The organism is Cyanobium gracile PCC 6307 (genome assembly GCF_000316515.1).
GTDB classification, from domain to species: domain Bacteria; phylum Cyanobacteriota; class Cyanobacteriia; order PCC-6307; family Cyanobiaceae; genus Cyanobium; species Cyanobium gracile.
In genome coordinates this window covers 1555724-1567607 of record NC_019675.1, presented here as the reverse complement: position 1 = coordinate 1567607, position 11884 = coordinate 1555724, and the positions used below count along the sequence as shown (strand labels likewise).

Annotated in this window: 13 protein-coding genes and 1 pseudogene; 4 read left to right on the top strand and 10 right to left on the bottom strand. The window is 70.5% G+C overall.

Going from position 1 to position 11884, the window contains the following annotated elements; all coding sequences use genetic code 11:
• Positions 1-138: 138 nt before the first annotated feature.
• On the bottom strand, positions 139-405 hold the full coding sequence (locus CYAGR_RS07430) for a hypothetical protein (protein WP_015109186.1): 267 nt from the start codon (positions 403-405) through the stop codon (positions 139-141).
• A gap of 89 nt (positions 406-494) precedes the next feature.
• Positions 495-803 carry a hypothetical protein gene (locus CYAGR_RS07425; protein ID WP_015109185.1) on the bottom strand — a complete coding sequence of 103 codons (309 nt, stop codon included), beginning with the start codon at positions 801-803 and terminating at the stop codon, positions 495-497.
• Between the two features lie 245 nt (positions 804-1048).
• Here CYAGR_RS07425 and CYAGR_RS07420 point away from each other — a divergent pair, with 245 nt between their 5' ends.
• A complete protein-coding gene (locus tag CYAGR_RS07420) occupies positions 1049-1381 on the top strand; it encodes a ribbon-helix-helix domain-containing protein (RefSeq protein ID WP_015109184.1) in 333 nt (110 codons plus the stop codon).
• Here the strand turns inward: CYAGR_RS07420 and CYAGR_RS07415 are convergent.
• From CYAGR_RS07415 to CYAGR_RS07390, 7 genes and pseudogenes are all read right to left on the bottom strand, one after another.
• On the bottom strand, positions 1370-2515 hold the full coding sequence (locus tag CYAGR_RS07415; RefSeq protein ID WP_015109183.1) for an anhydro-N-acetylmuramic acid kinase: 1146 nt from the start codon (positions 2513-2515) through the stop codon (positions 1370-1372). The two genes, CYAGR_RS07420 and CYAGR_RS07415, sit on opposite strands and share 12 nt — an antisense overlap.
• Positions 2516-2551: 36 nt before the next feature.
• The gene (locus CYAGR_RS07410) at positions 2552-3256 is read right to left on the bottom strand and encodes a potassium channel family protein (protein ID WP_015109182.1); all 705 of its coding nucleotides are present in this window, start codon (positions 3254-3256) and stop codon (positions 2552-2554) included.
• Positions 3257-3322: 66 nt separating this feature from the next.
• Positions 3323-4702 carry a potassium transporter TrkG gene (locus tag CYAGR_RS07405; RefSeq protein WP_015109181.1) on the bottom strand — a complete coding sequence of 460 codons (1380 nt, stop codon included), beginning with the start codon at positions 4700-4702 and terminating at the stop codon, positions 3323-3325.
• On the bottom strand, positions 4699-5334 hold the full coding sequence (locus tag CYAGR_RS19095) for a peroxiredoxin (protein ID WP_245552650.1): 636 nt from the start codon (positions 5332-5334) through the stop codon (positions 4699-4701). Before CYAGR_RS19095 ends, CYAGR_RS07405 begins: the two co-directional genes overlap by 4 nt.
• Positions 5335-5463: 129 nt before the next feature.
• Positions 5464-6684 (bottom strand): annotated as a pseudogene (gene hflX, locus CYAGR_RS19090) (GTPase HflX); the annotation flags it as partial.
• A gap of 347 nt (positions 6685-7031) precedes the next feature.
• Complete coding sequence (locus tag CYAGR_RS07395) at positions 7032-7682, bottom strand: HAD-IA family hydrolase (RefSeq protein ID WP_051017215.1); 651 nt, start codon at positions 7680-7682, stop codon at positions 7032-7034.
• The gene (locus CYAGR_RS07390; RefSeq protein WP_015109178.1) at positions 7679-8899 is read right to left on the bottom strand and encodes an NAD(P)/FAD-dependent oxidoreductase; all 1221 of its coding nucleotides are present in this window, start codon (positions 8897-8899) and stop codon (positions 7679-7681) included. The genes CYAGR_RS07395 and CYAGR_RS07390 overlap by 4 nt, the downstream gene beginning before the upstream one ends.
• Before the next feature lie 51 nt (positions 8900-8950).
• Between CYAGR_RS07390 and CYAGR_RS07385 the strand changes: the two genes are divergently transcribed.
• Both CYAGR_RS07385 and CYAGR_RS07380 read left to right on the top strand, forming a co-directional pair.
• Complete coding sequence (locus tag CYAGR_RS07385; protein ID WP_015109177.1) at positions 8951-9772, top strand: phosphoadenylyl-sulfate reductase; 822 nt, start codon at positions 8951-8953, stop codon at positions 9770-9772.
• Between the two features lies 1 nt (position 9773).
• Positions 9774-10535 (top strand): type III pantothenate kinase, encoded by a 762-nt coding sequence (locus CYAGR_RS07380; protein WP_051017076.1) that lies wholly within the window; start codon positions 9774-9776, stop codon positions 10533-10535.
• Here CYAGR_RS07380 and bcp read toward each other — a convergent pair.
• On the bottom strand, positions 10505-10972 hold the full coding sequence (gene bcp, locus CYAGR_RS07375) for a thioredoxin-dependent thiol peroxidase (protein WP_015109175.1): 468 nt from the start codon (positions 10970-10972) through the stop codon (positions 10505-10507). The genes CYAGR_RS07380 and bcp overlap by 31 nt on opposite strands.
• Positions 10973-11144: 172 nt before the next feature.
• On the opposite strand from bcp, the gene CYAGR_RS07370 reads away from it, so the two are divergent.
• Positions 11145-11855 (top strand): alpha/beta hydrolase, encoded by a 711-nt coding sequence (locus tag CYAGR_RS07370; RefSeq protein ID WP_015109174.1) that lies wholly within the window; start codon positions 11145-11147, stop codon positions 11853-11855.
• Positions 11856-11884: the final 29 nt, after the last annotated feature.

The following is an 11884-nucleotide window of genomic DNA, read 5'->3' as shown; positions in this document are numbered from 1 at the left end:
CAGATCGCCGCCCTGGTGGTGGCGGCGGGCCTGGCGCTGACGAGCTACTGGCTGTTCTTCAGCTGGGCCCAGGGCGGGGGATCCCAGCGTCGCGAACAACCCCGCCGGCCCCCACAGGAGGGCCTACGGTCCCCGGCCTCAGAGTCCGCCCCTGGCCTTGATCAGCCATTGCTTGGTGGCGCCGTCATCGAGGCCGGCCAGATGGGCCTTCACCTCCTCCGGGCTGACCGGCAGGCCCTCCTGCTCGCCGAGGGCGACGATCCTGCGCAAAGCGCCGCTGGGGTCCTGAAGGGCCTGGCGGAACAGTGACTGGGTGAGCTCCACGTCGTTGCTGATGCGTCCGTAGAGCTCGGCAGCGTTGTCTGCAGCGTTGTCAGTGGCGTTATCGGTGGCGTTGCTGGTCATCCTGGCCGGAATTCTTCCCTGACCTTATGGGCTAGGGGCCGTGGGCGCAGCCCCTTGAGGGTGGTTCGTGAGGGACGATGCGCGGTGGATCAGGCGGCGCGCGGACTGGTGTCCTCCTCGGCCCCGCTGGCGGAGGCGTCCTCCATGCTGCGGGCATCGAGGCAGAGCACCTTGCGCAGCTGGGCGTAGTTGGCGGCCAAGGACTGGCGCCCCTCCTGCTGGGCACCGAACTCGGCCCGCTGCAGCACATGGTGCAGGTGGGTGAGCAGGTAGGTGCTGATCACGGCCGAAACCAGCACATCGCTGCGTTCCGCCGTGCTGCGCCGCCGGCTCTGGCGGGTCTTGGGCTGCAGGGGGGTCTCGGAAGCGGTCGGACGGGACTGGGTGGTGCGGGCCATGGCGGAAGCGGCCGGTGGGCCGTCGGAGGGGACGGGGATGGGGACAGGGGCGTGGAGCTGGTGGTCCTGGGTCTGGTCTGGGGCTGGTTTTGGACCTGGTTGTGGCCCTGGAGAGGGGGATCCCGAGGGGGCGGGAAGGTCCACAACCCTACTTTTGGATACTACCCATGACGGTCACTGTACACTTTTTCCTATCCCGCCGGATCCCAGCGGCACCCTCTCTTCGGCCCCCACCCAGAGGCACCGTGCCCACCCGTCAGACCTCCTCCAGCGGCAAGCCCAAGTCGCCGCGGATCCAGGTCGTCCTGCCGGAGGAGCTCTGTGCCCGGCTGGCCGCCCTGGCGGAGAGCGAGTCGCGCACGGTCAGCAACATGGCCAAGGTGCTGATCCAGCAGGGGGTGGAACGGCTGGAGCGGCAGCGGCCTCCCGAACCGGCCGCGGCCCCCTATCCGCTCGGACCCACCGTCGCCGCCGATCGCTTCCGCCGGGAGCTCGAGCAGCAGGAGCAGGCCGGTACCCGGCGGCTGCGGGGGGCACCACGCCGGCTGCGCCTGCGTCAGCCCCCCTCATCCCCCTGACGGGGGCGGCAGGGCCATCACCCCCAGCACGGCGGGCCGCCGGGCCCCGGTGACCGAGGGCAGGGACCCTGGATGGCCGCGGTGCCGCCACCAGGCCAGCACGGCGAAAGCCAGGGCCTCCCGCTGGTCGTCGGCGATGCCCTGGCTGGCCAGGGGCAGCACCGCGGTGCCGTGGCAACGCTGCCGCAGCTGCTCCATCAGGAAGCCGTTGCGGGTGCCTCCGCCGGCCACCAGCAGTTCCAGGGGCCGGGGTCGGGGGGGGCGGGCCAGGTCCTGGGCCACCACCGCCGCACTGAAGGCCGTCAGGGTGGCCAGGGCATCGGCCGGATCCACCCCGTCGCCGAGCTCGGCCAGGCGCCGCTCCAGGTCGGCGGCCCCGAACAGCTCCCGACCTGTGGACTTCGGCGGCACAGCCTGAACGTAGGGCTCCCGCAGCCACTGCTGCAGCCGCCACTCGTCGATGCGGCCCCGCCGCGCCCAGGCCCCATCGGCATCGAAGCCCAGCCGACCGCCGCTGAAGCGGGCCACCGCCAGATCCAGGAGCGTGTTGGCCGGGCCGCAGTCCCAGCCCAGCACCGGCGCCTGCCGATCAGGACCGGTGGGGGGAGGCAGCAGGGTGAGGTTGGCGATGCCCCCCAGGTTGAGCAGGGCCCGCCAGCCGCCGATCCTGCCCAGCAGGGCGGCGTCGGTGGCCGGCACCAGGGGGGCGCCATGGCCGCCCAGGGCCAGATCGACGCTGCGGAAGTCGAACACCACCGGCGTCCCCAGGAGCTCCGCCAGCAGCGGCCCCTGCAGCAGCTGCCAGCTGGCCCCGCGGCGCTCCTGTTCCGGCGGGCGGTGCCAGAGGGTCTGGCCGTGGCAACCCACCAGCTCGGCCCGGCCCTCCGGATCGCAGGCGCGGGCGGCCAGGGCCTGGTGCTCGGTGAGCTCCTCGGCCAGGTCCAGCAGGGCGGCGGCGTTCTGCGGAACCCCCTGGCCGACCGCCACGAGCCGTTCGCGCAGTCCGGCCGGGTAGGGGGTGTGGGCACTGGCGAGGATGCGCCAGAACGGCCGGGCCGGGCGACCCTTCAGGCTCACCAGCACCGCATCGATGCCGTCGGCGCTGGTGCCGCTCATCAGCCCCAGCACCCGCATGGCTGTCCTTCGCAATGGCTGTCCTTCGCAAGGCAATCAGTGGGAAGGCAGGGCCTCGAGGGCTTCGCTGCTGCCCATCACCACCAGCAGCTCGGAGGCGTTGAGCACATGGGAGGCGGGCGGGTTGACCGTGAGCTGGTTGGCGGGGCCCGCGGCCAGCACGCTGACGTTGTAGTTCTTGCGGAGATTCAGATCCCGCAGCGACTGGCCGACGAAGGAGCCGGGCACCTTGATCTCCTCGATGCTGTTGCGGTCGTCGAGCCGCAGCCGCTCGAGAAGGTTGGGCCGGACCAGCTCCATGCCCAGGCGGGTCCCCTGCATCTTCGAGGGGAAGACCACCTTGTCGGCGCCGACGCGCCGCAGCATCTTCTCGTGAAGATCGCTGGTGGCCCTAGCGATCACCTGCCGGACCCGGCTGCCTTCGCCGTCCTTGACGATCAGGGTGGCCGTGATGCTGGCGCCGATCGGTTCGCTGATCGCCACCACCACCGTGCCCACGTCGAGGGCGCCGGCGGCCCTCAGGGCCTCCTCGTCGGTGCAGTCCACCACGCGGGCCTCAATGGCGGGATCCATCTGGCGCAGCTCATCGATGGCCCGCTGGTTGTTGTCGATCGCCAGCACCTCGGCCCCGTGGCGCAGGAGCTCCTTGCACACGGCACTGCCGAAGCGGCCGACGCCGATCACGGCGTAGCTGTTGGAGGTGTCGGTCTCGCTTCCCTGCCACTGCCACCACTGATTCATGAGGACGACGGTTTCATGAGGACGACGTTGCAAGGGGCATGGGGCGCGGATCGAAGGAAACCGGGCTCAGATGTAGAGCTCTTCGCGGGGGAAACCCACCCGATTCTGGGGCCGGCTGCCGTAGACCGCAGAGAGCATGAGGAGAATACCGATCCGGCCCACGAACATGCCCACCATCAGCACCAGCTGGCCCCAGCGGTTGAGCTGACTCGTCACGCCGACATCGAGGCCCACGGTGCCGAAGGCGGAGACGCAGGTGAACAGCTTCTCCAGGAAGGTGAAGGCCTCGCTCCCGGGGGTGCCGGCGGTGGTGTTGCCGAGCCCCAGCAGCAGGGCCATCAGCAGGATGAACAGACCTGAGCCCAGGGTGACGCCCACCGCCTTGAGGATCACCTTGAGGGGGATCTCCCTGTTGCGGACCACCACCTCGTCGTGGCCGCGCAGGGTGGAGCGGGTGGCGGCGATCAGGGCCGCGAAGGTGGTGGTCTTGATGCCGCCGCCGGTGCCGCCGGGGCTGGCGCCGATGAACATCAGCATGATCATCAGCAGCAGTCCCGAATCGGAGATCGTCTCAAGGGACAGCGGCACGGTGTTGAAGCCGGCGGTGCGGGTGGTGATCGACTGGAAGATCGTCACCTGAAGCTTGTCCCAGAGACTCAGCTGCTCCACCATCCCCTCGGTGGCGAAGTGCTCGGTGAACAGCAGGCCCACGGCCCCCAGCACGATCAGCACGATCGTGGTGCGTATGACAAGGCGGGTGTGGAGGCTGAGGCGGCGGATGCGGGCCAGCCGGAAGCGGTTCACCCAGATGTCGTTGGTGACCCTCCAGCCGATGCCGCCCATCACGATCAGCAGGCCGATCACCGCATTGACGACCGGCTGGCTGCGGTAACCGACCAGGTTGTCGCGCCACAGGCCGAAGCCGGCGTTGTTGTAGGCGCTGATGCAGTGGAACAGGGAGGCCCAGAGCCGTTGGCCCTTGTCCGGGATATCGGTGAAGCCGAAGTTGTAGAGCGTCACTGTGCCGATCCCGATGACGATCCCTGCGATCAGGAGAATCTGGTTGAGGGTGGGGCCGATGCCGCCCACACCGAAATCGTCCAGGGCACGGCCCTTATCGAGACGCTGGCGCAGGCCGGAGCGCCCCTGGACGAAGCCCTGGAGGAAGGTGGTGATCGCCATCAGACCCAGGCCACCGGTGAGGATCAGTCCGGCCAGGGTTACCTGGCCGGCAAAGGTGAGTTCGGCCCCCACGTCGATGATCGAGAGGCCGGTGACGGTGATCGCCGAAGTGACGGTGAAGAGGGCCTCCCAGAGGCCCACCTCATCGCTGGAGCAGAGCGGACTGGCCAGCAGCACAGTGCCGAAGGTGATCACCAGCACGCCGGTCACCACCGTGAACTGCGGCACCGTCAGCCTGTGCCGCCAACCCTGCCGTCGGATCATTTGTTCGGCTGGGGGGTCATCCGCAGATAGGGACGGATCTCGGTGACACCCTTGGGAAACTTCGCCCGGGCCTCGTCGGTGGGGATCGAGGGCACCACGACGCAGTCGTCACCCTCTTTCCAGTTCACCGGTGTTGCCACCTGGTGGTGGTCGGTGAGCTGCAGGGAATCGATCACCCGCAGGATCTCATCGAAGTTGCGGCCCGTGCTGGCGGGATAGGTGATCTGCAGACGCAGCTTCTTGCTGGGGTCGATGATGAACACCGAGCGCACCGTGAGGTTGCTGAGGGAGTTGGGGTGAATCATGCCGTAAAGGCTGCTGACCTTCTTGTCGCTGTCAGCGAGAATCGGATAATCGACCGTGGTGTTCTGGGTTTCGTTGATGTCGCCGATCCAGCCCTTGTGGCTCTCGGCGGAATCGACGCTCAGTGCGATCGTCTTGACATTCCGCTTCTCCCATTCGGCCCGCAGCCGCGAGACCTCACCCAGTTCGGTGGTGCAGACGGGGGTGTAGTCGGCGGGATGGGAGAAGAGCACCACCCAGCTGTCGCCGGCGAAGTCGTAGAGGTTGATCGGGCCGAGCTGGGACTCCTGAGTGAAATCGGGAACGGTGTCGCCCAGTTGCAGGGTCATGGGAGAGAAATTGGCGCCGGCTGATGCTGGCACAGCAGCGGGGTCGTCGGTCGTGGCCGCGGCGGTCCAGGACTGGAGCTCCTGGCGCAGGTGCTGCAGACCCAGGTCGGCGGTGGCCGAGACGAACAGCATGCCCGGCTCCAGGGCCCTGGCCCGTTCCAGCTCGCCGCTGGCGCAGCGGTCGATCTGGTTGCCGATCACCCGCCGGGGCATGGTGGCCTTCAGGGCATCGAGGATGGTCCGGACGGTGGCGAGCTGCTCGGGCCAGGCCGGATCCGCCAGGTCAACCACGATCAGTAGGCCATCGGCGTCGAGCGCCTCCTCGAAGGTGGAGCGGAACGCCTCCATCAGCTGGGGCGGCAGCTCCCGGATGAAGCCCACCGTGTCGGTGACCAGCAGCGGCGGGCCGCCACCGGCCGCCCCCCGTCCGATCCGGCGGGTGGTGGGATCGAGGGTGGCGAAGAGCTGGTCCTCGGCCAGCACCGCCTGGTCTCCGCTGGCGCCGGTGAGGGCGTTGAGCAGGGAGCTCTTGCCCGCATTGGTGTAACCCACCAGGGCCACTCTGGGCAGATCGCGGCGGCCCTGGCGCAGGCGGGCCCGGTGGTCCCCCAGACGCCGCACCTCCCGCTGCAGCCGCTCGATGCGGCGGGCGATGGCGCGCCGGTCCTTCTCCAGCTGGGTCTCGCCCGGTCCCCGGGTGCCGATGCCACCCCCCTGCCGCGACAGGCTCAGCCCCCGGCCGGTGAGCCGCGGCAGGCGGTAGCGCAGCTGGGCCAGCTCCACCTGCAGCCGTCCGGCACCGCTGGCGGCCCGCTGGGCAAAGATGTCGAGAATCAGTTCGCTGCGGTCGCTGATCGGCAGGTCGAGCAGGCTCTCCATGTCCCGGGCCTGGGCCGGCGTCAGTTCCCGGTCGGCCACCACCAGGCTGGCGCCGACGCGGCGGGCCTCCAGGGCCGCCTCCCGCAGCTTGCCCTCTCCCCAGGGGTTCCGGGTGGCCGGGCCCTGGCGGCGCTGCTCCACCCGCCCCACCGGCACCGCACCGGCGCTGCGCACCAGTCCCTCCAGTTCGGCGATGCGCCGCTCGTTCAGAGCCCGGTCGCCGCTGGTCTGCACCAGCAGCAGCACCCGCTCGGGGCCCTCCGGGGTCGGCGCGGGTGCTGCCGCGGCCGGCGCCTCCTCGCTGACAAGGGCGGCGGGATCCTGGCCACAGAGGTCGGCCAGGTCCCCCGCCAGGACCCCCTGCCAGGCGCGGTCGCCGCTGGTGGCGGGGGTGTGGATGGCCGCCGGCCAGCGTCCGCCGGCCTCCGGTTGCGGACCGAAGCGCAGCCACAGCTCCGGGGCCAGATCCATCCCCACCACCGCCTCCTGGGCGGTGGGCTGCAGCTGGGCCTGGCGTCCGGCCCCGGCGCAGGTGAGCAGGCGCAGGTTGTGGCCCTGGCGCCTGGAGGGGCCGGGCAGCTTCTCCAGCAGGCGAGCGGCGTGCTCCAGCTCCCCCACCCACAGCAGCCGGCAGAGGCCGCGCCCGTCCACCACCAGGGTGAGGGGCAGTTCCAGGCCCCGGACCTCGGCCGCCAGGCGCTGCAGGGTGAGCAGGTCGGCCACCGCCTCGGCGGGATGGCGGCGGTGACAGATCTGCTCAAGCCGCCGACGCTCGGCGGGCCGCAGACCCGCCGTCCTGCCGGCCAGCACCCCCTGCCTCAAGGACGACGCACCAGCAGGCAACGCACCCCGGCGGCCCGGGCCCCGGCCCCATCCTCCGGGCTGTCGCCCACGTGCCAGACCTGGGACGCCTCCAGACCGACGGACTCCAGCGCGATCCGGAAGGGCTGGGGCGACGGCTTGGCGGCCCCGGCGCTGCTGGAGACCACCACCGCCTCGAACAGATCGGCCAGGCCCAGGCCCTCCAGCAGCGGCTGCAGCCGACGGTCGAAGTTGCTGACCACGGCCAGGCGCAGCCCCGCCCCGTGCCAGCGGCGCAGCACCGCCGGCACATCGGGGTAGACACGCCACAGGGAGGGGTCGGCGAAGCGATCGAACAGGGCGTGGTGGAGGGCCGCCGGGGCGGCGGTGGCCAGTACGGCATCAATGCGATCGCCCCACCAGCGGCGCTCGGCTTCCAGCAGGCGATCGCCATCGAGGCCGGGGAAGGCCAGGGGCGGGGCCTGCCGCAGCACGCCCGGAAAGGCCCGGTCGATGGCCGCAGGGGCGACGTCGATGCCGTGCTCGGCGGCCACGGCGGCATAGGTGGCCCCGACTGAGGCCCGCAGGCCGATCAGGGTGCCCATGGCATCGAGCAGCAGGCCGCGGGGCCGCGGCCAGGGGGGCGCCGGGGCGGAGGCCGCTGTCATGGCTTCCAGTCGGCCAGCCAGCCGGCGGCCACCCGCCATTGATGGGACCGGCCCGGCAGGCGGGTGAGGTAGGCCAGGCGACGCAGCTGGTAGGCGGCCGGCCCGGCCAGGGTGACGCCGGCGGCAGTGAGGCTGGCTTCGCCGACGCCGAGGCTCATCATCTCGCCCAGATCGTTCCAGTGGAAGGGTTCCAGGGGTTCTCCCGCCAGGGAGCGGATCAGGTTGGCGGCCAGCACCGGGGCCTGCTGGAAGGCCACCTGGGCCGTGGCCGGAGGGGTCGTGTCCTCCGGGTCCACCGGGGCGGCCAGATCGCCGGCGACGAAGAGGCCCTCGTGGTCCCGCAGGCGAAGATCGGGCCCGCAGAGCAGGCGGCCGCGGCTGTCGCAGGCGGGAGCGGGGTCGATCCGGGGGGGGCGGAAGCTCAACCCGGCGGTCCAGACGACCGCCCGGACGGCCAGGGTTTCGGCGTGGGCAGGGCTGTCCCCGTCCGGATGGCAGCGAAGCGTGATCGCCTCGGCCTCCACCGCCTCCACCTGGGTGCGGGTGCGCAGGCGTACATCGCGGCGCTGCAGGGCCAGGGCGGCCTGCTCCCGGTTGAAGGCCCTGGCCTGGGGCAGCAGCTGGGGGCCCTGCTCGATCAGTTCGATCACGGCGCTGCCCTGGGCCATGTCGGCGAGCTTGCAGGCCAGCTCGACCCCGGTCGGACCGGCGCCCACCACGGCGAGGCGCTGCAGGGGTCTGGGCTGCTGCCGGAGGTCGGCCACGAGGCGCTGGAGCCGCTCCACATCGGCCAGGCTGCGGAAGCCCAGGCTGTGGCGATCGGCCCCCGGCACCGCGAAGGTGTTGCTCTCGGCGCCCGTGGCGAGCACCAGGCGACCGTAGGCAATGGTGCGGCCCCCGGCGGTGTGGAGCCGATGGCCATCGGTGTCGATCCGCTCCACCCGGTCCTGCAGCCAGGCCAGGCCGCGGCCGGCCAGCAGGCCGTCGTAGCGGGGCGCGATCTCCCAGCCGCGCAGCTCGCCGCTCAGAAGCTCGTAGAGGAGGGGCAGGAAGAGGAAGCGGTCGTTCGGCTCGATGAGCAGGACGGGGGGGTGGTGCTTCCGCTGGGCCAGGGCCAGGGCGGTGTACAGGCCGCCGAAGCCACCCCCGACGATGACAACGTTGTTCTGGACCGGTTTGTGGGCCGGATTCCGGGCCGGATTCGGGTGCCCTTGCATCCCGTCACCCTAACCACATCGACCGGACCGCCGAAGGGCGATGATGGGGCGATGGTGTCCTTCCCCCTCACGGCGTCCACCAGCCCCGCGCGCGGTGCGGCGGACCTGAATGCGGCTCTCCAGGCACTGCCCCGCGATCGCCATGGCGCTGCCATCGATCTCGACGCCACCCGGGCCGGCCTTGAGCCCCTCGATGCGATCGGGCGGATGCGCTGGGCCCAGGAGGCGTTCGCCGGTCATTTCGCCGTCACCACGAGCTTCGGCATCCAGTCGGCGGTGATGCTGCACATGGTCAGCGCCCTCGATGGCTTTGGGGGCTGGCCGGCGATCCCGGTGCTCTGGGTCGACACCGGCTACCTGCCGCCCGAGACCTACCGCTACGCCGACGAACTCTGCGATCGCCTCAAGCTGGATCTGCACGTGCTGCAGGCCGACCTGAGCCCGGCCCGAATGGAGGCCCTGCACGGCCGGCTCTGGGAGACGGGGACGCCGGAAGACATGCGCACCTACAACCGCATCCGCAAGGTCGAACCCCTCGACCGGGGCCTGGAGCAGCTGCAGGTGCACTGCTGGGCCAGCGGGGTGCGGGCCGGCCAGACCGACCACCGCGGCGCCATGCACTGCCTGGATCCGGTCCGCCAGCGCTGGTCGCTGCGGCCCCTGCTCGCCTGGAGCCGCCGCGACGTCTTCTATTACATGCAGGAGCACGAGCTGCCCCAGCACCCGCTGTTCGAGAAGGGCTATTCCACCGTCGGTGACTGGCATACCAGCGCCCCCGACGACGGCACCACGAACGGCCGGGCCACCCGCTTCGGCGGTCTGCAGCAGGAGTGCGGCATCCACCTCCCGGGCCTGATGGGCGAGGGCATCTGAGGTGGCGGGGCGCCAGCCCCGCTGGCTGTTGATCGGCAACAGCCGCTGGCACTGGGCCGTGGCCGACGGGGACAGCGGCGGCGGGTCTTCCGGGGCGGGCCTGCGGTTCGTCCACCTGCCGTCGCCGGCCTCGGCGGTGGAGCCGCCCCTGGCCTGGGCGGCGGTGGGCCCGGTGCCCCCGGAGGCCGCCCTGAGCGACGCATCGCGTCTGAAGCTTGAGGATGTGCCCCTGGCCGGATCCCCCCCCTGGCTTGGCATCGACCGGGCCCTGGCGGGCTGGTGGGCGCACCGGCTGGTGGGCGGCCCGGTGCTGGTGGCCGATGCCGGCACGGTGCTGAGCCTCACCCGGGTGGACGGGCAGGGCCGCTTCGCCGGTGGCCGGCTGATGGCGGGGGCCGCCCTGCAGCTGGCCGCCATGGGGTCGGGGACCGCGGCGCTGCCCAGCCTGGAGGGGGACCTGGAGGCCGGCGGGGAGGACTGGCCGCTGGCCACGGCGGCGGCCATGCGTTGCGGGGTGCTGGAGGGTCTGGCGGCCGCGGTGCTGGAGGCGGGCCGCCAGGTCCGCAGGGAGGAGCCCCGCTGCACGATCGTGCTCACCGGCGGTGACGGGCCGGCCCTGCTGCCGCTGCTGCGGCGCTGGCTGGAGCTGGGGGAGGACGCCCTGAGGCACCACCCCGAGCTCTGTCTGGAGGCGCTGGTGGCTCTGTGTCCGGCTGGGCCGGAGGGTGCGGCTCAGGCCAGGCCCAGGTCCTCGAGGATCTGATCGGCCATCTCCTCGGCCTTCACCTTGAGATAGATGCGCTCCAACTTGCCGTCGGCGTCGACGACGAAGGTGTGCCGCATCATGCCCATGTACTCCTTGCCCATGAACTTCTTCAGTCCATAGCTTCCGTAGGCCTCGGCCACGGGACAGGGCTCGGCGTCGGTCAGCAGGGTGAAGGGCAGGTCGTACTTGGCGACGAACTTGCCGTGGCTGGCCGCCCCGTCCTTGCTGATCCCCAGCACCCGAATGCCGTGGGTTTCAAAGGCGCTCCAGCGGTCCCGGAAGTTGCAGGCCTCCTTGGTGCAGCCCGGCGTGTCGTCCTTCGGATAGAAGTAAATCACCACCCGCTGGCCCCGCAGCGCGGCGAGGGACACGGCTTCACCGGTCTGATCGGGGAGGGTGAAGTCGGGGGCTGGATCTCCCACCTGCAGGGCCATGGGTCGCACCTTGGGGCGAATGACAACCACTTCACCCTAGGGGCAAGCTCCTGGGTAGGGCCCCCGCCGGCTCCGAGTCCCACACCCCAGGACCCCGGCGGAGGGGGCACCTTTCCGTTGTGTGTGGAGAGGCAAAGAAACTGCACACGAGATGTCGGCAGAATCACCTTCAATGGGTAGGTTGATAGGGAAGTCAACATCGCCTCCCGTGTTCAAGAGAATTCTCGCCGGTCTCTTTGTGGGAACGGCCGTCACGGCCTCCGTGCTTCCCGCCTCCGCGGCCGTGGACAACGATCTGCCTGTCCGCTGGAACACTGGTGGTGCCGTGTGGTCCACCAACCAGTCCGCCTTTGACACCTTCCTTGACTCCGGTGACATCACCGACCGTGGTCTGGAAGGCGGTCTGGCCCGCTCCGGCTGGACTTCCGACGAAGTCAAGTCGGGCATGAACAAGACCTACGCCGTCAATCTGGTGGGGGTGTCCCGCTTCCTGTACTCCGATGCGGGTGTGAAGTTCCTGAAGAACGCCACCAACAGCTACTTCCCGTACTACAGCATGAACACCTATGCGGTTCAGGCTCTGCGGTCGGCGATCATCTCCGATGCCAAGGACGGTTCAATCTCCTCGGCCGGCATCATGAAGGCCCTCCCCACCGACTTCCGTCTGGCTGATTTCTGCAACACCTACACCGGTGCGCAGAACATTTGTGCAGAAGGTCGCTGCCAGCCCGGCACCGCCCAGTGCACCTCGCTGCTCTCCTGGTACGTCTTCCTGCCCGCCTGCATCCAGGCCAACCAGATGGCCGACCCTGTCGCCATGGTCCGCGAGACCCCCGCGGCTCCCGCCCCGATGATGCAGGAGCCGGTCCGCGGCCTCTGGTGAGCCACCGGGGGAGAATCTCTCCCCCATCC